13 protein-coding genes and 4 pseudogenes are annotated in these 20,906 nt (G+C 45.4%); 2 read left to right on the top strand and 15 right to left on the bottom strand.

The annotated features are described in order from the left end of the window. Nucleotides 1-153: 153 nt before the first annotated feature. From CGZ65_RS06845 to CGZ65_RS06775, 15 genes and pseudogenes are all read right to left on the bottom strand, one after another. A complete protein-coding gene (locus tag CGZ65_RS06845; RefSeq protein WP_096295319.1) occupies nucleotides 154-888 on the bottom strand; it encodes a phosphoadenylyl-sulfate reductase in 735 nt (244 codons plus the stop codon). Between the two features lie 123 nt (nucleotides 889-1,011). Further along, nucleotides 1,012-2,070 (bottom strand): DNA polymerase IV, encoded by a 1,059-nt coding sequence (gene dinB / locus CGZ65_RS06840; RefSeq protein ID WP_096295318.1) that lies wholly within the window; start codon nucleotides 2,068-2,070, stop codon nucleotides 1,012-1,014. Between the two features lie 109 nt (nucleotides 2,071-2,179). After that, complete coding sequence (locus tag CGZ65_RS06835) at nucleotides 2,180-3,235, bottom strand: sulfate ABC transporter substrate-binding protein (RefSeq protein ID WP_096295317.1); 1,056 nt, start codon at nucleotides 3,233-3,235, stop codon at nucleotides 2,180-2,182. A 208-nt stretch (nucleotides 3,236-3,443) separates the two neighbouring features. Next, nucleotides 3,444-4,291, bottom strand: a pseudogene (locus tag CGZ65_RS06830) (sulfate ABC transporter substrate-binding protein); the annotation flags it as partial. Between the two features lie 13 nt (nucleotides 4,292-4,304). Next, nucleotides 4,305-5,194: pseudogene (locus CGZ65_RS06825) on the bottom strand (IS1 family transposase). 294 nt (nucleotides 5,195-5,488) lie between these two features. Next, nucleotides 5,489-6,433, bottom strand: coding sequence for a ShlB/FhaC/HecB family hemolysin secretion/activation protein (locus tag CGZ65_RS06820; protein WP_232507392.1), 945 nt, complete (start codon nucleotides 6,431-6,433; stop codon nucleotides 5,489-5,491). A gap of 110 nt (nucleotides 6,434-6,543) precedes the next feature. Next, nucleotides 6,544-7,266: a POTRA domain-containing protein gene (locus tag CGZ65_RS06815; RefSeq protein WP_232507391.1), complete on the bottom strand. Its 723-nt coding sequence runs from the start codon at nucleotides 7,264-7,266 to the stop codon at nucleotides 6,544-6,546. Nucleotides 7,267-7,357: 91 nt separating this feature from the next. Next, entirely contained in the window at nucleotides 7,358-7,813 is a 456-nt protein-coding gene (locus CGZ65_RS06810) for a protein-lysine palmitoyltransferase (protein WP_096295316.1), read from the bottom strand. A 451-nt stretch (nucleotides 7,814-8,264) separates the two neighbouring features. Next, entirely contained in the window at nucleotides 8,265-8,489 is a 225-nt protein-coding gene (locus tag CGZ65_RS12850) for a hypothetical protein (RefSeq protein ID WP_157742736.1), read from the bottom strand. After that, nucleotides 8,467-9,120, bottom strand: coding sequence for a hypothetical protein (locus CGZ65_RS06800; protein ID WP_096295315.1), 654 nt, complete (start codon nucleotides 9,118-9,120; stop codon nucleotides 8,467-8,469). The genes CGZ65_RS12850 and CGZ65_RS06800 overlap by 23 nt, the downstream gene beginning before the upstream one ends. An 80-nt stretch (nucleotides 9,121-9,200) precedes the next feature. Continuing rightward, a pseudogene (locus CGZ65_RS14900) lies at nucleotides 9,201-16,380 on the bottom strand (two-partner secretion domain-containing protein); the annotation flags it as partial. Between the two features lie 15 nt (nucleotides 16,381-16,395). Next, nucleotides 16,396-16,506 (bottom strand): ESPR domain-containing protein, encoded by a 111-nt coding sequence (locus CGZ65_RS15125; RefSeq protein ID WP_096295314.1) that lies wholly within the window; start codon nucleotides 16,504-16,506, stop codon nucleotides 16,396-16,398. An 81-nt stretch (nucleotides 16,507-16,587) separates the two neighbouring features. Beyond that, a pseudogene (locus tag CGZ65_RS06785) lies at nucleotides 16,588-17,240 on the bottom strand (IS1595 family transposase). A gap of 69 nt (nucleotides 17,241-17,309) precedes the next feature. Beyond that, nucleotides 17,310-17,486 (bottom strand): hypothetical protein, encoded by a 177-nt coding sequence (locus CGZ65_RS12845; RefSeq protein ID WP_157742735.1) that lies wholly within the window; start codon nucleotides 17,484-17,486, stop codon nucleotides 17,310-17,312. A 240-nt stretch (nucleotides 17,487-17,726) separates the two neighbouring features. Then, nucleotides 17,727-17,927, bottom strand: coding sequence for a hypothetical protein (locus CGZ65_RS06775; RefSeq protein ID WP_096295313.1), 201 nt, complete (start codon nucleotides 17,925-17,927; stop codon nucleotides 17,727-17,729). Nucleotides 17,928-18,220: 293 nt separating this feature from the next. Between CGZ65_RS06775 and CGZ65_RS06770 the strand changes: the two genes are divergently transcribed. After that, a complete protein-coding gene (locus CGZ65_RS06770) occupies nucleotides 18,221-18,568 on the top strand; it encodes a thioredoxin family protein (RefSeq protein ID WP_198345245.1) in 348 nt (115 codons plus the stop codon). Between the two features lie 301 nt (nucleotides 18,569-18,869). Next, the gene (uvrC, locus tag CGZ65_RS06765) at nucleotides 18,870-20,711 is read left to right on the top strand and encodes an excinuclease ABC subunit UvrC (RefSeq protein WP_096295312.1); all 1,842 of its coding nucleotides are present in this window, start codon (nucleotides 18,870-18,872) and stop codon (nucleotides 20,709-20,711) included. Nucleotides 20,712-20,906 lie beyond the last annotated feature (195 nt).

Raw genomic sequence — 20,906 nt, 5'->3', positions numbered from 1 at the left:
CGGCAGCTTGTTTGAAGAAAGCTGCTCATGAAGAAAATCCTCTAAATCCGGCTTATGGGGGATTTGGAGGATTTTGATTTTAGGGAGTTTAATTGATAACTATGGTTATGTTGTATGGTTTAAGAGGGTTTCGCTCTTTTGTCATTCAAAGCATTACTTGTGCAAACCACATTCTTTACTGTCTTTGCTTTCCCACCACCAGCGCCCGGCGCGGATATTTTCACCTTCTTTTACCGGACGGGTGCATGGTTCGCAGCCAATGCTCGGATAACCTTGGTGATACAAATCATTCAGCGGCACATCATATTCTTGCGCATAAGCCCACACGTCCAATTCTTCCCAATCGAAAATCGGATTAAATTTAGCGATATTGCGGCCTGAATCATGCTCTTCAAAATTCAATTCACTGCGCGTGTCCGACTGGCTGCGGCGCTGGCCGGTCAGCCATGCGGGCGCGTTGCCCAAGGCGCGGTTGAGCGGTTCGATTTTTCGGATATGGCAGCATTGGCGGCGTAATGCCACGCTGTCGTACATGGCGGTGGTGCCGAATTTCTCTTCAAAGGCTTGTGCTTCGGCTTCAATCGGGTGGAATACTTCCAATTCGGTTTGATAACGCGCATTGGTGGCGGCAATCAATGCTTCGGTTTCGGGATTGAGTTTGCCGGTGTTGAGCGTAATGATGCGGATGGGCAGTTTCAGACGGCATATCGCATCGGTAATCACCATGTCTTCAACCGCTAAGCTGGAAGCGGATACAGACTGTGGAAAGCGTTCGGCAATTTCTTGCAAACGTTGTTCTAAGGTGGCGGTTAGTTGGGGCAGGCGTTGGCGCTCTTCGGCGGTTACTTCCGGAATCTTCCAGAAGCTCGGGCGGAAAAATGAAGTCATGGCAGGTGTTCCTTATTGTGTTTCAGACGGCCTTCACATGATTTCAGGCCGTCTGAACATTATTGTCATGCTGTCATTGTCCGCCTGTAGTAAACCGAAAGGAAAGAATGCTTTTCTATTTCTTTATAACCAAAGCGATTGCTGCTGATTTTTCGGTAATAAATGGCTGACCCCGATGCCGATTAAACGAAAAGCATCTTCCGTTTGTGGCGGCACGCGTTCAACCAAGGTGTGTGCGGCTTTCAATAAGGCTTGGCGGTCGGGCAGCACCGAAGAGTAAGTCAGCGAACGGGTGATGATACGGAAATCATGGGTTTTGAGTTTGAGCGTCACGCCTTTGACATCGACATTTTTACGCTGGATTTGTTGCCATAAATCTTCGGCCAAATGCGGTAAGTGTTCGATCGTTTGCGCCAGCGATAAATCTTCCGGCAGCGTAATTTCGGTCGAAATCTGCAAACGCTCGCGGCTCGCTTTCACCGGCCGTTCATCCACCCCGCGTGCCAAATCGTAAAGCCGGTAGCCGTAGCGGCCAAAATAGTTTAACAGTTCACCCCGCTCGAAGCGGCGCAAATCACCGGCCGTCTGCATGCCCAATGCCTGCATTTTTTTCAGCGTCACTTTACCCACGCCGGGAATTTTGCCCAGCGGCAGCGTTTCTAAAAAAGCGTCGATTTTTTTCGGATGCAGCACAAATTGACCGTTGGGCTTGCGCCAGTCGGAGGCGATTTTGGCGAGGAATTTGTTGGGCGCAATACCTGCGGAAGCGGTCAGCCCCGTTTCGGCAAAGATTTCGGCGCGGATTTTTTCGGCAATTTCGCTGGCATAGCGGATATTTTGTTTGTTGGCCGTCACGTCCAAATATGCTTCATCCAACGAGAGCGGTTCGATTAAATCAGTATGCCGTCTGAAAATGGTGTGAATCTGCCCAGAAACTTGGCGATACAGTTCAAAATGCGGCGGAATATAAACAGCCTGCGGGCAAAGCCGTTTCGCCGTCGCCACCGACATGGCAGAATGCAAGCCGAATTGCCGCGCTTCATAAGAAGCCGCGCAAATCACCGAACGCGCGCCATCCCAAGCCACGACCACCGGCTTGCCTTTCAGCTGCGGCTGTTCGCGCAATTCTACCGAAGCGTAGAACGCGTCCATATCGATATGGATGATTTTGCGGTCGGACATTTATCTTCTAAAAAAACAGAAAACATTATTTTAACGGAAAACAAGCGGCAAAAGGCCGTCTGAAAACGCAAATCCATTTTCAGACGGCCTGTTTTTAACACATCAAACTTTATTTTTTAGGCGACAGTTGATCCACCAAACCGCCGTCGGCAAAATATTTTTTCATGATGTCTTCCCACGCGCCGAATTTTTCGTTTGGCGTGAAGGTCTCGATGGCCGGGAAATCGGCTTGGTGTTTGGCCAAGACATCGGCATTACGCGGGCGCAGGTAGAGTTTGGCCGCCAATTCTTGCGCCGGTTCGCTCCACAGGTATTCCAAATATTCTTTGGCGGCTTCCTGTGTGCCTTTTTTCTCAACCACAGAATCCACCACCGCAACCGGGCTTTCCGACAAAATGGTGTAACTCGGGTAAACGATTTCAAATTGGTTTTGGGTCAGTTTTTTGCTGACGTGGTTGGCTTCGTTTTCAAAAGTTACCAAGACGTCGCCGATATTGCGTTGGCTGAAGGTGGTAGTGGCGGCGCGGCCGCCGTTTTCAAATACGGGCGCATTTTTCAGGAAAGCAGCGACAAATTCGTTGGTTTTAGCTTCATCGCCGTTGTTCACTTTCAAGCCATAGCCGTATGCGCCCAAGAAGGCGTAACGGCCGTTGCCGGTGGTTTTCGGATTGGCCAATACAATTTGCACGCCGTCTTTGGTTAAGTCGTTCCAGTCTTTAATCTGCTTCGGATTGCCTTTGCGCACCAAGAAAACGGTGGTGCTGGTAAACGGCACGGCATTATCCGGCAGGCGTTTCGCCCAACCGTTTTTCACCAAGCCTTTTTGTTCCAGCAATTCGATATCGGATGTTTGGTTCATGGTCACCACATCCGCCGCCAAACCGTTGGCCACAGATAAAGCCTGTTTGCTCGAGCCGCCGTGCGACTGCTGCACATTGATTTCTGCGCCATTGTGTTTGGCTTGGTATTCTTTGATAAACAGCGGGTTGTATTCTTTATAGAAATCGCGTGCCACATCGTAAGACACGTTCAGCAAAGTAATGCCTTTGCCATCGGCGGAAGGGGCGGCCGCATTGCCGTCGGCAGCTTTTTCTTCTTTCGGGGTGCAGGCGGTTAAAGCCACGGAAGCTGCTAAGGCGGCAAGGGTCAGGTTACGGATGATCATGTATCGGCTCCTTAAATTGATGGGCGTACTTTATACCGTCTGATTAAACATGAGAAATAATGTTTGATTTGGTGGTTATCAGTTTTGGTTATAAGTAACAAGGCCGTCTGAAAGGCTTTCAGGCGGCCTTGAAGGTTTACTTTGCTGTAGTCGTTAATTCGTCAAACATGCCACCGTCAGCAGAAAATTTCTGCATAATGTGCGGCTATGTACCCAGGGTTTCGTTGGGACGGAAGGTTTCCAAATCGGGAAAATCGGCATGATTGGCGGACAAAATAGATTTGTCGCTCGGGCGGAAGTAGAGTTTGGCGGCCAATTCCTGCGCGGGTTTGCTCCATAGAAATGCCAGATATTCTTTGGAAACGGTTTCGGAATCTTTTTTCTCGGCTACACTGCCTACCACGGCTACGGGTGTTTGCGCTTCAACGGTATAGCTTGGGTAAACGATGTCGAATTGGCCGGGCGCAAGGTGGCGGCTGACGATATTGGCTTCGTTTTCCAAGGTAATCAATACATCGCCGATTTGGCGTTGGGTGAAACTGGTGGTCGCGGTACGGCTGCCGTTTTCAAACATCGGCACGTTATTCAGCAGTTTGCGCATGAAGTTTTCCGCGTTGGTTTCGCTGCCTTTATTCGCTTTCAAGCCGTAGCTGTATGCGCCTAGGAAGGCATAGCGGCCGTTACCGCTGGTTTTCGGATTGGCAAACACAACTTGGACGTTATCACGCACCAAATCAGCCCAGTCGTAAATGTGTTGTGGATTGCCTTTGCGCACAAGAAATACGGTCACGCTGGTAAACGGCACGGCATTATCCGGCAAGCGTTGCGCCCAATCAGACTTAACCAAACCGCGTTGTTACAACAAATCGATGTCGGACGTTTGGTTCATGGTCACCACATCGGCAAACCATTGGCTACCGACACAGCCTGTTTGCTCGAGCTACCATGAGATTGCTGGATATGTAAGTCGATGTGCGGATGGCTTCTGCGGAAGTGTTCGATGAACAAAGGATTATACGCTTTGAAGAAATCGCGTGATACATCATAGGAAACGTGGTAGTGTCTCACTTTAAAATTTTATTTTTTGTGATTCGCTTTTCTTCTTGTAAGGACCACGCTTTTTTGCAACAGGCTCAGGAACTAATCGCACAATCTCTTCAATGCTCCATACATGGTCACTAATGCCAGCAGCCATTGCTGGGGTAATACGCAAAGATTTATGTATTCGTCCAAAGTTGTAATACATAAAGTGCAAGCTGACTGCATTCATGTGATTTTCAACTTTTTTACTAAATCCATTGGTCAAACGAGTAAATCGTCTCATGTGCATACGCATGGTTAAATTTTGGCGTTCTACAAAGCTGGTACTAATGTGTTCATCTACTGGACTACCTGAAATAATTTGTTTGTATGCACCTTTAAATCCTGATGGAGAATAGCGGCGTTTATCATCAGTTGGTTGGCTGCCATATAATTTTACTAACATCGCATAATCAATTTCACCACCAAAGGCATCTTCAACTGCTTGTAGATATGGGTGGTGACCGTCAGTTGTAAGTTGAACACGATTGGCTAAACGACTGGCTACATCTTGCATGAATAGTTTAGCACAACCTGCATTACGCGCACCTACCAGCCAACTCAATATCAATTTACTTTCTGTTCTAATGCAGTCCAAGTATAGACATCACCATAACCAAAAATACCTTTCAACTCTTCAGGTACATTGCGCTGTTTAGCATAAACAAAACTCCAAATTTCATCACATTGAACTAATTTACTGGTAAGATTGCGTAAATTAAGGTCTTGATATTCAAAACAAGCCCTACCTGTATCAACCAATAATTTGGTAACAGTATTGATTGAGCAACCAACAATTCTCTCTATTGAACGCATAGAACAGCCTTCAAGAAGAAGCTGGATTACTTGTACTTTTTTATCAATAGGTAGAATATTCATAGCTAAAATTCTCTTAAAATTCAGTTTGAATTTTAGCATGGAATAAATCACTTTTTTAATTTTAATCGTATATTTTTGCAAAGGAATTATTATGAATCATAAAGACATAAAAACAGCCAGCCAATTATACAGGGATTAACTCAAAAGACATTTTCGCAAGCAAAATTTGAATTTGATAATAAATATTTAGGGGCTGTATTAGATTATCAGTTTTGACACACCAAAGAGTAGCTAAAAATTCTATGAATTTAGCGTGATATTTAGGGCTAATCTAATACAGCCCTTTCAATATTCCTAAAACCCATACCCCACCCGAAACCCCGTTACCCATCTTTTCGTTTCAAAGCCCTCGGGCTTTTTCAAAGCGCGGCTGGCGAACAAATCATAATACAGTTGCCCACCCGCTTTCATTTGTCCGCGCACACCAAGCGTTGCGCCAGCCAGAGTTTGTCCCAATAACCATTGCGCGGATTGTCCTGAAACGCGTCCCACATCTGCACCTAAATATAACTGATGTCCTTGTTTGAAGTTCCAACTCAAATCATTGCGCCAATACCAACCGCGTTCGGCTGCTAGGCTCAATTCGCCATCAAAGCCGCGTACGGTGTAGCGACCGCCAATGGCAAATTTGTCTTGGGCTGTGAGCGGTGTTTTATTCCATTGTGCTTGGATGGTTGTGTCGTAAGCAAATGGTTGTTTACCAATTTGGAAAGGAATATTCACATCGGCACTTGTTGTCCAAATTTTCATGCGCGATGTGCCTTCGCCAAAGGCTTCTTCGGGCGCTGGCAGAGCATCGCTCATGCCTGTGCCGCATTTGTAGGCGATTTTAAAATTGGCGGTGCTGCTGCCGATGTATTCTTTATGGCTTAACTCAGCCAACCAGCCTGCGGTTTTGCGGCGTTGTACCGTGATTTCTGCGTCATCAATATAGCTTTGTGTTTCACGAGTCCACAATTTTGCACCCAAATGTGTTTTGCGTTTGGCATCGCGGTAGATTAAGCGGTTGAAACCAAAATCTGTATTGTAACTTTTGCCGTTGTAGTCGTAGGCTTCGGCCAAACCTGCCACAGCCTGATGATAACGGTAGCCGCTGTGATTAAATGCCCATGTCCATTTGCCAAAGGGAACGGAATAGTGGACGGCATAATTGCGGCTGTTGCCTTTTTTCAGGCTGCCTGAACGGCCTGTTTCATCGGGTACATTGCCGATTGAATGTCCATAGTTCACATAAAACAAATCACTCAATCCCAGTGGATTATCCGCTGAAAAAGTAACATTGCCTTGATATTGCCTTGATATTTGCCTGTTGCTTTCGTGCCTGAATCATCAATGCCCACATTTAAACGTTAAGGCAACAATCGTTGCTGCCACTTTACCAACACCGTGCTTTGATTGGGTACGCCGTCCACTGGCACAATTTGAATATCCGCGCCCGCTGTTGGAATACGCTTTAAATTCTCCAAACCCTGTTCCAAATCGCGTAAATTCAAGATGCCGTCTGAACGGGTGGGGAATTCGTTTTGAAATGCCGCAATTCTATCCGCATGAGTTTCATCCTTTTGCGACACATCAATCTCAATGTTTTTCAAATACCCAGCCAACACCGTTAATACCAACTTACCGCTGTTTAAATCCTGCGGTGCAGCCAAAATGCGTGTGGTGGTGAAACCGCGTCCGATAACTGCATTCTGCGCTACGGTCATGATGCGGTTAATATCGCCCGCATTCAAACATTTGCCTGCCTGAAAACCTGTTTCATGCAATGCGCGTTTTAAAGCAAACTGGAATTTTTGATGGTGTTCGCCTTCTAAAACCACTTCATTAATCGCAAAACACGGTTGGCTGTCGTCATTGCCAACAGGCTGATTGACTGTTTCATTAACCTGCCCACTATCCAAACGCACATCTGTTTCAGGCTGCATCGTTTGACGCAACTGTTCTTCGCGTTGGCGTTGCAAAATATCTTGTTGCAAACGGATTTCAGCAGGGTTAGGCGCGGCGAACAAAGTAGCAGGAGCGATGATACCTGCCGATAAGCAGCACAAAGACAAGAGGCGAATATTAGGCAAATAAATGAAGTTTCATGGTGTGGTCGCAAAGTTAATAAAATCATCAATAAGTATTGATTGAATACATGGTTACATTTAAGACACGGTTGCATTAAGCTCCAAAGGTTAAAACCCTCAAACCCTTATCCGCTCCCTTATGATACAGAGCGCGTACTGTTGTATTGGGAAATAACTGGCGTACAGCCGAGCGCATTTGATGGCTGTGTCCCAATGGTGCAAACCATTGGATAATCCAAATATTATCGCCGCAGTTCCAATCACTGTTGTCGCGTAAATAGCGGTCGGATTGCAAATAATGCGCCTGCGCCACTTCATCAAAATATGCCCAAGAGATATAGCCAATTGGTTGCGTACCCTTGCAAAACAGAGCAAATTGACCGTTTTTTAACACAGGTAATACATACGCCATCATCTCAGCAATAGTCACTTGGCGATGGCTGGCAGATTGATGCCATAGCCAAGTCATTGCACCAAGTGCTTCGCTTTCGTTCCATGTCTCATTGGGGAAGAGCTTTGGGGAGATGATGTTTAGGGGTGGGGTAGGCATAGTTCAAGGGGGGAGTTTGGAGGGTTAAAACAAAATAAAATAGTGTAAAGGGTATTTTTCAGGCAGCCTTGCATGTTTTATCCAAATCTCTGATTTGGCTATAAGTGAGTGTCTAAATCTATGATTTAGCCACACGAACTTATGCAAAGCTAGAACAGCATGCCGTAGGCAGTAAATAAAGTTAAGCATCGCTAAAACCGCGTGTGCATGAATGCACACCCTGCCATTTCACGGTTGGTATGTTGCACAGGCTACGCTGGCTAATTATCAGTACATTGATTGAAAACATGTTCAACTGCCTTTGGGGACAAAGGATTGCCGCATTTACTGCAATAATCGATATTAAATGGAGATACCCCTTTTGAATAAGTAACATTATCGTCATCTAAACTAATAGCTGTGCCATTCAGTTTTTGAAATTCATGACAATACGGACATATTCCAGCAATTATTATAAAAAAACAGTACCTATCCCACCAAAAAAGAAATACATAAAAAACATTACTCCTAATATGGTGTTATCTAAAAAACTATGACCAGTTATTATTTTTTGAATAAGTGCCAAACCTGAAATTATGCCAAAAATCACAAAAAACAATTTAGGATAACGCATTTTTCTTTGGAATTTACTAGCAACCAACATAGCGTTTTCTTTATCTTTTAATTTTATAGTCATATTTCTGAGTCCTGCCATTCCAAATATCCCATTTAAGCATCAATCCACTACCTATTTGTGTTTTTGTCGAAACCTTTCCTTCCGCTCCTCTGTATATAGAAGAACTATTATTGGATTTATATTCCCTTCCTCCATATATACTTGCATTCCCATGAAATATTAATGCTTTACCTTCCAGTTCTAATTTTGTACCTAGTGTTGCATTATTATCAGAAGGATTGGAACCGAATTTAGGATTCCATATGGTATATTCTGTTGTTGCATCAAAACTCTTATTATCATCAATTTCTAATTTTCTTGTTTGTTTTGATATACCACCAGAAGCTATCACGCCGATGCCTAAACCAATTCCACCCTCTGCTTGTGCAGAAGAACCTCTATTACCTAATGTTATAGTGACCTTACCATTGACTTGAGGACCGACTCCTATTGCTCCAGCCAATTCGCTTTTTAATTCCAATCCAGTAGGATAGTTGTAATCTCGCTTTCCTTGATATGTAGATGTATCAATTTGATTTCTGAAATTATTACATTCTGCTGTCTTAATACCTTTATCACAAGCTGCATACAGTTCTCGTAGGTTTTGTAAGCCTATCTGCTCCCATTTTTCTTCAACTTTTAATTCACACAAGAAATCCCCTTTGCAGGAACGTAATTCAGCTTTTTTAATTTCCCGTTGCCCTTTTCGTAAGTGATTATTCTCCACCGCCCCTGCGCATTCAGGCTGCCCTGTACCGCATTGGCTGTGCTATTCCCAACAGCCCCACCCGCAGCAGTCCCCAGCAAGTTCGTAATCGCCGTTACAGCCTCTTTCTCTTCTGCCGTTAAATCGCTTCCTTTGTCTTTTCCATATAGCCATTTACCAATCACAGGCGCAGCCGCTTCCGCACCACCTGCGCTTATCGCTCCTGCCAGTGCATTATGCTCTCCTGCCGCAGCAGTTGCCGCGCCTAATACTGCATGGGCGAGTATATGGGCGGTTTGTTGTCCTGTGGTGGGTTCGGCATTTTCTGTTTTGCCACTGCGTTGGTTTTCTTGGGCTAATCCTTTGAAGTGTTGTCCGATTTGATATGACAATGCTGGCGATGCAGTCGCTGCGGCAATCCCTGCTGTACTCTGAGTGGGCGCACTTAATCCTGCGCTTATCATATTGAGCAATACGCCACCACGTTGCCAATTTGCCGCTGATTTTTCTGCATTAGCCGCTTCTTGCAGTTTAATGACATAGGTTGCCATATCATTATTGGCTAACGCTTCTTCAGCAGCTTTTATGGCAGCTTTTTCTTTTACTTTTTGCTCATCATATTTTTTGTTGATGTGCGTCCCTGCTTGCTGGCTGGTTTGACTGAATTGCTGGCTAACCGTTCTCTGCAAATCCAACTCACTTTGCACCGCATCTTTGTCAAAGGTATTTTTCAGGCTGCCTGAAAGATTTGGGTTCTCTTGTAGGGCTTCAGTATTTAGCTTGGTGTGAATTTCGGCTTTGCTTTGCTCGGCTGTTTTGCCAGTCAGCTGGATTTGCTTTTGTTTATCGGTAATGATGATGTTGCGCGTATTGATGCCGCTTTTTGTTACGCTGCTTTGACTGTTGCTGTCGCTGCCGTAACCGATAGACGAACCTGTGCCGTTTTTATCGGCTACGGTTTTTAAGCGGCTTTCTTGCGGATTATTTTGCGCTCCCTGTCCTAATGTATCGCCACTCACAGCAATACTCGCACCAACACCGAAGCTCTCGCCATCGTAGCTGCTGCGGTTTTGAATGTCGCTGAAGCTGAGTGTACCTGTGGCAAATCGGTTTTTACCGTTGTCTTCTGCGCTTTGGCTGGAAGTTATCAATGCGCCTTTAAGGTCGGTGTTGTCTTTTATTTGGATTTGATAGCCGTCATCACCAGCAAAGATACCGCTTTGTTGGGTAACGCTTTGGTGTTCGGCATTGATGTGGCTTTGGCTGTAATCGCCACCAGCACTGAAGCCATAGCCTATGGTTACTTGTGCGCTGCCGTTTTGTTGTTTGCTTTGGTAGCCCTCGCTGTCTTGTACGCTTTGGATATGCAGGTTTTTGGCATCAACTTGTACGCCTTTACCTATGACTTGTGCGCCTTTGAGCATGGTGTCGCCGTTGCTTTGGATAATGGTTTGGCTATTTGAATCGCCAACATGGGTATGTCGGTGGGGAATGCTGTCGCCATTGCCGTAGCCTTTGCCAACATTGCCGCCTGCGGTAAAGCCTAATGACCAGCCACCTTGCCCGAATGAAACAGCAGCACCTGCATTCCAACCTGCTGATTTGTTTTGGCTACGTTCGGTATTGGTTTGTTCGGCTGATTGCAGATTGATTTGGTTATCAGCAATTAGGGTAGTTCCTGCTTTGCCTACAACGCCTGCGCCTATGATGTTGATATTAGATTGTTCGCCTGCACCTGTGGCGATTAATGTGGTTTGTCCGCCTGATTGGATTTGGCTCGCGCGGGCTTCGTTTGCTTGAATTTGGGTGGTTTGTTGGTTTTTCTGTTCGCCGTAGGTAATGGAAATGCTGATTTGCTTGGCATTGGTTGTTCCATTGACTAAATCTTGCGCGCTCTTGCCTGTTTGATAGGCTTGCCAACCTGCATTGGCGGCTGCCATGGCATTGACGCGATCGTTTTTGCTTTGTCCGACTTGTTTACCACTTTGTGCGATGGCAATAGCTTGTTGCGCCAAATCGGTAACAGGCGAGCTGAATGCCACCGTTAAACCTTTTTGTTCGTAGGTTTGGGTAGTTTTGTTGTCAAACTGGTTTTGCGCAGCTTTAATATTGATGTTTTTTGCGGCAATTAGGAGATTGCCCTCAGGGCTGGAAACGGTACTGCCGATTTGGGTGTATTGTTTGCCTGCAATAATGGTGGTATCGCCTTTGATACTGCCTACGGTGCTGCCTGTATGTTCTGTGCTTTGGGATTGGTTTTCCAGCGTATCTTTTTTGCTGCCAATCGTGAAGCCAATACCTGCGCTCATCAATCCTGATTTTTTGGTTTGATGATAGGTTTTACTTTGGTTTTGAGTTTGGATTGTGCCAATGTGAACATTATTGCCTGCTTGAATCAGGGTGCCGCTGTCGGAAATGACATTGCTGCCACTGATGGTGGCATCGTGTCCAGCCTGCAATAAAACTTGTTTGCCGTCAAAAGTGCTGCTTTGAGCGGTTTCGTTATGACTTTGGGCTTTATCGGTAATGACTAATTTATTACCGCCGCCGCTTCTGCCTGTGTGTTTGGACGCATCATCAGCTTGAGTAGTATTGATGCCCGCGCTGATATTAATGTCATTTTTAGCGGATACGGCAAGCGTGCCGTTTGCGCTGCTGACTTCGGCAGCTTTGGCATTAAGGTTGTTGTCTGCCAACAGAGTAACATCGCCTTGTGTTTGAATACTGCTGCCGACTTCATTAGTTGAAGCGCGAATAATGTGGTTGTCGGCATCAAAATGGGTTTCTTGATGTTTGCCGGTTTGTACGGCATCTAAATTGATGTCGCGTCCTGCTTGCAGCTGGGTTTGCCCTTGCGTTGATTGATTGCTGATTTGACTGGCAATGAAGTTGATGTCCTTGCCTGCTTGTGCTGCTAAAACACCTTTTTCCTTACCTGTGATGTAAATACCTGCTACTCGGTCTAGGTAAGTGCTACTGCCTTGCGCATTTTGGCTGCCGGCGGTTGTGCTTTGGCTGTTGATGTTGTTGCCTGCTTTTAGCAATAATGCCTGTTCAGCGGAGAGACCGCCACCAATATTGTTGATGTCTTGCGTAGCAGAAACAGCTGCTTTTTGAGCATGAACACGTCCACCGATATTGTCTAAAGTATCGGTGTTAATAATAAGCGCATTGCGCCCTGCAATGGTACCTAAGTTTTTCAGGCTGCCTGAAACGTCTATTTGTACATTATTACCTGACAATAATGCGCCTTTGCCGTCTATGTCGCCATTTTGAACGCGTACATAAACTTGCGGCACCAATACGGTTTGCGTACCGCCATCAGGGAGTTTGACTTCTTTTTGCACTAACCAAACGATGTCGCTGGTCAGCTGCGCTACCTGTTCGGCACTCAATGCAATGCCGACACTGAGATTCATGGCTTTGGCTGCCGTAATACCATTATCCATCAACGCTTTGAATTGCTCTTCATCGTTTTGGTAACCATCTAAACGGCGGTGTCCTGTGAGTGCAGTAATTTGTTCGTTGATGAGACGTTGCTCGTAGTAACCATCACCCAGACGTTTGTGTAATCGAGCAGAGTCTGTTTTGAGCGCAGACAGCATATACTCACTGCTTATCCATTGGCGGTAGTTGGTAAAGCGTGGGTCGGTTTCTACCAAATAACCATTGTGATTTGGATGGATGGTAAATAGGCTACTGGTGGGTAGTAAGGCAGAGCTGCCTGTACCATTCAGTATGTTTACTTGATTGGTTAGCGTGCGAATGTTGTCCCAACCACCCAACTGCAAACCTGCGTTTTGTTCGGGCCCAGTATGGCTGGTTGCTTTACGGTTGGACTCGTAAGCAAATGAACCCAGTGAGAGATTGTTGGATTTCGGTAGGTAGTGTGTATGAGGATACGTCATAACCTGTTTCATCACGCCCTTTATGTCTCTCACGCCAATAGCGGTGTAATTTACCATTTTCACTGGAAACGATTTTTTGCCCAAAGGTTTGCTTATTGTGCAAACCGTTTTGTTCGGTAGGCGCAATTAGGCTGCCGCCAGCGATGATTTGGCTGTCGGTATTGAAGACTTTTTCGGCATCAATGGTTAAATTGCCACCTGCAATGATTTTGGCTGGCGCAGTTTGAGTAACTTGGGTTTCTTGAGTAATTTGGTCGTAATCGTATTTGTGCCATTGCTCATGGGTTGCGCCGTCTGGTGTACGCAGATGGATGGATTCATCATCGTAGGTAAACCAACCCTGTGTTTGTTGCATGCCTTCGCGTAAACGTTCGTTGCGTCCTTGTGCTTCGTAATCCACAATACGCTCGCGCCCTGTCTCTACTACTTGCGTTTGCAAATGCTCATTGGTATTACGCAACGTTTCAACACCTAAACGCATTTTGCCTGCGGCTTCGATAGTGGCACTGGCGTTGTGCAGACTTTGAGCTCTACCTACGGCTTGACCTTTGGCATCTAATGCACCACCAATCGCCATATCATTGCCACTGTAAATCAGACTGTTTTCACGGTTGTTTAATTGATTAATTCCTAAGTTCAAGTTTTCTCGTGCAGCAATGGTGGCACCAGTGCCATTTTCATCTTGATTGTCTAAACGAGTGGCAGCAATGGCTACGTTATCGCCATAAATCCGACCTGTACCGATGTTACGCACCTGTTCGGCTTGAATTTTGGTTTGCTGTCCATCGATTAAGCCGCGATTATCCAAACTTTGCTGCGCGGCAATATCTGTTGTACCACTTGATTGAATACTGCCTTGCGCTTCATTATTGATGCTGTTCGCTTGAATTTGAATGTATTTACCTGCTTGCAAAGTATGTGCATTTTGCAGGCTGCCTTGTGTACTGAATAAAAGCTCATTACCTGCTACGATGTTGCGCTCTACATGGAAATCATCTTGCAGTGCAATATCGAGCTTATCGTCAGCGGCAAGCGTGCCTTTATTGGATAAAGATTTGGCTTGAATAGAAACATCATGACCTGATTGAATCGTGCCATCTGTATTATCAATCTCAAGGGTATGCCGCTTATCATCATGAATGGCGAGTTGTTGGTTGGTTGCTATTTCGCCATTTTGATTGTTTAGGCTGCCTGAAACGGTAAATTGTGCATTTCCAGCAGACAAGAGTTTGCCCTGTTGGTTATCTACCTTTTGGCTATGAACAGTCAGTTGTTGTGTGGTCGTGATATTGCCGTTTCGATTCAGCAGTTGCTGACTTTGAACATTGGCTGTATCTACAACAATTTGCCCTTGCGCATTATTTAAGATTTGACCTTTTGCTGTCAGTTGTCCAATAGCAATGCTGCCTGAATTGCGTAAGCTGTTTTGACTGGCAATACGGCTACTGCCTTCGCCCAAAATATTACCCGCGTTATTTAAATGACCTGTATTGAGCGTTAAATGCTTGGCTTGAATTTCTGCTTGTCGGGCATTATTCAGGCTGCCTGAAACGGTTAAATCAGCTTTGCCTGCCGACAACAATTTGCCATTAGTATTATTCAGCCGAGTGGTTTCAATCGTTAGCTGTTTACGTGTTGTGATGTTGCCGTTTTGATTATTGAAACTATCTGTTTGAATATGGGCCTTATCACTGATTAACGCCCCGTTTTGATTGTTAAACGCTGCGCCTGTTACGTCCAGTTGATGAACATCTATTTGCCCAGCATTATTTAACCCTTGCTGTGCCACCACGGTGGTTTGCCCATTGGCAATGATGCTGCCTGAATTGGTTAAAGTATTACTTGTTTGAATCAAACCATCAGCAAAGGTCGGGGCTGCGGTTGATGTAACTGTACTAACGGCTGCACTACCTGCACCTGCTGCAGTGGTCGGTGCGGTAGGGGAGGAATTTGAAGATGTGTTCGGAGTGTGATTTCCTGTATTGCTGTTTGAACCATTTGATGACGCAGGTATCGTATCCGGCAAACCAATGCGGCCACGATTATCCATTTTGCCCTGTGCTGCAATATAGAGTTTTTGCAAACCTGTTTGGGCGAGTTTACCTTGATTGTTGAGCGTATCGGTATGGATAGCCAAACGGGCGGCTTCAATCGTACCTGATGCCTCATTTTTCAGGCTGCCTGAATTGCGAATAGACAATTCGCCAGAAGACAATAATGTGCCGCTATTTTGAATAGATTGGGTTTGAAGTTGCGTGCTTTGTTGTGATGCAATTGTACCGCTATTTTCAACAGTTTGACTGCGGATATTGACTTTGTGTTCCGCCAAATTGTTGGCATCTTGCGCATTCGTAGCAGCAATTGTGCCGCTATTGCTCAACTGCCCTTTGGCATCAATGGCAACATTGCCAGCAGAAGCAAACAGTTGCCCTTGATTACCAATACCAGCTTGTTGTGCTGTGCTGATTAAGGTGATTTTGCCAGCATACATACCGCCTAATGCACCTGTGTCTATGGCATACAGTGGTGTGCTTGAAATGGTAGCAGTAGATGGGTTGTTGGTTGATGATTGGCTGCCTGAAATATTGTTTACTGCATACACCGTCCCATCTGCGGACACATTATTTTGTCCCACCAATATGCGTACATCTTTGCCCCAAATCGGCGCATCTATTTTGACTGCTTGGCTCAATAATTGGGTGTAATCGGTTTGACTGGCATCCAAACCTTGCCCAGTTATCCCAATACTGCCTTGTTGCACAGCAAAACCTGTTAAAGCCCCTGCTTGGTATTGTGGCATACCTGTGGTCAAAGTGGCGCGAGAGGCATTAATAAATCCTGCGCCATTCACTTGAATGCCCGCAGGATTGGCAATTACCACTTCTGCTCGCCGCCCACCCACTTCAATATAACCATTTAATAAAGATGGATTGGCAGAATTGACTTGATTGACAATTATGCGTGCTTGACCACCTGCCAACCAAGGATTGCCTTGAATCCAGCCACCTAATTGCGTTTGGGTATGACCACGACTGTTATTTAAAATTGCCCCTTTGTTATTGACATCAAACTGCTGGTACTGATTGATAGAAACCCCCGCCGAAGTAGGGGGTTGAATGTTGATTTGCGGTGTACCGTTGCCTGTTTGCAAAATGGTGGGTTGTTGGGTTTTAGGGGCGGTTTTATCGGCAACGATACCCTCTGCAAAAGTTAAAGGCGCGACCAAAATACTGGCTGCGCCTAAAATTAATGATACAGAAAAGGATAATACGGAGAATGCTGAATGAACCGAACCCATAGCCACTTCAACGGATTAAGCTGTTGTATCGGCGGCTGACTTACCCTCATGAGTGGTGTTTTCAGCGACAACCATCATGCAACCGCGTTTTTTATTGAAAATCACTTTGTAGAGGGTTTTGTTCATGATTGTTTCCTAATACTAAAATTTAATGTTTTAAATTTAAATTATCAATGTTAAATTATTTGGGGCTGACGTAGATTAGTCCTAAATACCACACCAAATTCGCAGAGTTTTTAGCTGCTCTTTTGGCGTACCAAAGTTAAAACGAACACGCATTCTTTCAAGAACAATGGAAAAGATTTACGGTCAATTCCGTTGTATTTTCTCAGAACACGTTTTGCTTGGTTCCAGAAATTTTCAATGCCATTGATGTGGTTTTGACGGTCTGCAAAAATCTGTGAATGATTGATGCGATGATGAATAAATTCGCTTACATCAAGAACATCATAGCTTTTGTAACAGTCTGTATAAACAATACTATCAGGCATGATTTTTCGTTTAATAACAGGCAATAAAGTAGTTTGTTTGGTGTCTTCAACAACAACGGTATAAACTTTACCATATCGTTTTAAAATACCAAATACAGCTACTTTACCTACTACTCCGCGACCGCGTTTGCCTTTACGTTGTCCGCCAAAATAGCTTTCATCTAATTCAACAGAACCATCAAAAACTTCATCTGCTTGAAGTTCTAAATGGTAGGCAATGACTTGACGGATTTTGCGGTAAAACAGGGCTGCTGAATTGGGGTTAATCTCCAACAAATTGGCAGCTGCGCGGGCAGTAACTTCAAGTACAAAAAATTCAAGCAATCTCTTTTGTGCTTTTTTGTTTAATTTACAGTTTGTTATCTTCATTTTTGCAGGGTAGCATAACTGCTAATCTAATACAGCCCCATCTACAATTTCACTCGATTTACTATTGGGTCATATTGAACCAATCAGGTATTGAGAAATGGTTGCAACAGGAAGTTCTTCTTTTACTAAATTACCCAGAACAATTTCTGTTTGGGTTCTTTTAATGATTTTTCTGAAAAGAACTTGGAGTAAAGGATTTTCAGAATTAGCTGGATTTTTAACAACAGCACCAAACCACCACAACATATACAAAAGTTTTATCTAAATTCCGATTCATCTGCGAAACCATTTGCCGAAATTTATCGAGGCAATCCCGAAAATCTTTCAGCAAATGGTTATACTGAACCGCCTTATCTTGCCATACTTGAATGAGATTATTCGGATAATTTTGTAGCAACCACAAACAGGCATGAAGTATGGTGTATCAAGTCAGTCTGCGGCTTTTCCAAATTCAGCATTTGCAGCGGAATAGACGTATAAATTAATCTATTTCTTACTTTGCTCTTCAATAGATTGAGCATTGATAAATGCCATCAATAAAGTTTCAGAATCTTCATCATTGTGAGCAATTGATGAGACCTGAATTTTTGATGCTGTTTGAGGCTTAATCATAATATGCTCTTGCTCTGCCTTTTCAGCAACAGCTTTTGCAAGTTGATTAAAATCTAGTCTTTGGCGTTTTTTCATAGTAAGTGTAAACTACCACAAAATATACCTATTGACTAGCCTATCAAATTTCAAAGTGAGACACTACCCGGTTCTTTGTACAGTGGCTTTTCAGGAAGTTTTGCAAAGGTCTCTGCCTATTTATTTCAAACAGGGTATCCGTACTGATCATGAAGATTATATTGAGAACTGCAAATCAGTTCTGCCAACGACCTATAAATGCCCAGAACCGTTGCGCGCTGTCTGAAAACATTGTTTCAGACGGCATTTTCTTTATCTTTTATATATAATAAGGCCGTCTGAAAAGGAAATCCATGTTTGAGATGACTACTTATCCGTTAGCCCAAGCGCTCGAAATCATCGCTACTGCTCCGCAAGCTTTGCTGTATCTTTCCGGTACGGATTGCGGCGTGTGCCATGTGATGAAACCGCGCGTGCAGGCATTGGCTGAAAAGCATAAGCTGACGGCTTTGGAAATCGATTTGACCGAGCAAACCAAAGCAGCGTCAGCGTTTGAAATATTAACTATTCCGGCGGTGCTGCTGTATGCAAACGGTAAAGAATACCACCGCCAAGCGAGGTTTATCGATTTGCAAGCGCTTGGGAAGCAAATTGAGCAACCGCTGCCGGGTTATACCGATTATGCGGAAATCTTTAAATAGGCCGCGACGTTTACAAAACTCATTGAAAAGCCACCGTACAAAGAACCGGCGTCATTCCTGCGCAGACGGAAATTCATTTTTGAATATAGCAAACTATTGAACAGAATAAGTTTCTGAAATTTTAAGATGGATTCCCGCCTGCACGGGAATGACGGTTGTTTTGGTTTTGATTAATGGCTGATGGGGTTTGCAAAGGTCACAGGCCGTCTGAAAACAGTTTCAGACGGCATTCCCAGATTGAAAACCGCCGTTCCATCCCTATCTTTACCACCTGTCAAACCCTTACCAGACGAGCCGTTCCGTGAGCGAAATCGAAGACTTCAATCTAGATCTATTCTTAAAAAACCTGCCCAATTTACCGGGCGTATACCGCATGTTTGATGCGGAAAACAATGTGTTGTATGTCGGTAAAGCGGTGAATTTAAAGCGCAGGGTGCCGAGCTATTTTCAAAAAAACGATTTATCGCCGCGCATACGTTTGATGGTGAAACAGATTCATCATATCGAAACCACGGTGACGCGCAATGAAACCGAAGCTTTGATTTTGGAAAACAATTTCATCAAGGCCTTGTCGCCGAAATACAATATTTTGTTCCGTGACGATAAAAGCTATCCGTATTTGATGTTCAGCGGGCATGAGTTTCCGCAGATGGCGTATTACCGCGGCACGTTGAAAAAGCCGAATCAGTATTTCGGCCCGTATCCCAACGGCTATGCCGTGCGCGACAGTATTCAGATTTTGCAGAAAGTATTCAAACTGCGCACTTGCGAAGACAGCGTATTCGGGCATCGCGAACGCGCCTGCCTGCTTTATCAGATTAAACGCTGCTCGGGGCCTTGTGCCGGTCATATTTCGAAGGAAGATTATCGTGCCGATGTCAATCAGGCGGCCACGTTTCTCAATGGCAAAACCGACGAACTCACGCAGGTATTGCACCATAAAATGAATCGTGCGGCAGATATGCTGAATTTTGAAGAGGCAGCGAAATACCGCGACCAGATTCAGGCTTTGGGCGTGATTCAGAGCCGCCAGTATATCGACAGCAAAAATCCGAACAACCCCAACGACATTGATTTACTCGCCGCCGTAGTTTCAGACGGCTTCGTGTGTATCCATTGGGTGAGTGTGCGCGGCGGACGGCATGTCGGCGATAAGAGCTTTTTTCCCGATACGCGTCACGATCCGGAGCCCAACCTGCAGGATTACGCTGAAGCCTTCGTTGCCCAGCATTATTTGGGCAAAGACAAGCCCGACATCATCATCAGCAATTTCAGTTTGCCCGAAAGCCTGCAACAGGCTTTGATTGACGAGCAGGGCAGACAGATCCAGTTTGTCACCAAAACCATCGGCGAACGCAAAGTCTGGATGAAAATGGCCGAACAAAATGCGCGCATTGCCATCGGCCAGCGCCAGTTGCAGCAAAGCAGCCAGCAAAACCGCATCGAAGCATTGGCCAAAGTGCTGAACATGGATTCAGACGGCCTCAAACGCTTGGAATGCTTCGACATCAGCCACATGCAGGGCGAAGCGACCATCGCTTCCTGCGTGGTGTATGACGAACAGGCGATGCAATCTGGCCAATACCGCCGCTACAACATCACCACCGCCAAAGCCGGTGACGATTATGCCGCCATGCGCGAAGTGTTGATACGCCGCTACGGAAAAATGCAGCAGGCCGAAGCCAACGGCGAAGCAGTGAAATGGCCGGATGCCGTATTGATTGACGGCGGCAAAGGCCAAATCGGCGTGGCCGTGAACGTGTGGGAAGAATTGGGCTTGACCATTCCGCTCATCGGCATCGCAAAAGGCCCGGAGCGCAAAGCCGGTTTGGAAGAGTTGATTTTACCGTTTACCGGCGAAGTGTTCCGCCTGCCGCCGGATAGCCCGGCGCTGCACCTGCTGCAAACCGTGCGCGACGAATCGCACCGCTTTGCCATCACCGGACACCGCAAAAAACGCGACAAAGCACGCGTTACCTCATCGCTGACCGACATCCCCGGCGTAGGCAGCAAACGCCGCAAAGCCTTGCTGACCCGCTTTGGCGGCTTGCGTGGCGTGGCAGCAGCGAGCAAGGAAGATTTGGCGCAAGTGGAAGGCATCAGCAGCGCCTTGGCAGAAAAGATTTATGAGCATTTGCATTAGTATAGTGAAGAATGTCGGATACAAGTATCCAACCCTGCGTCGGCAGGGAAATGTCGGTGTCGAAGGCGGTGCCGTGTCATTACAGCAGCGCAGAAAGCGCAGACATATTATGAAGATAGGCAAGCTTTCGAGCAGTACATAACGAAGAAATGTGCCAAAGATGGGGAGTTTGCACGGCTGTAGAACATGCTAGCG

Source organism: Neisseria weixii (assembly GCF_002327085.1).
GTDB classification, from domain to species: domain Bacteria; phylum Pseudomonadota; class Gammaproteobacteria; order Burkholderiales; family Neisseriaceae; genus Neisseria; species Neisseria weixii.
This window is presented reverse-complemented; position numbering and strand designations above follow the sequence as displayed.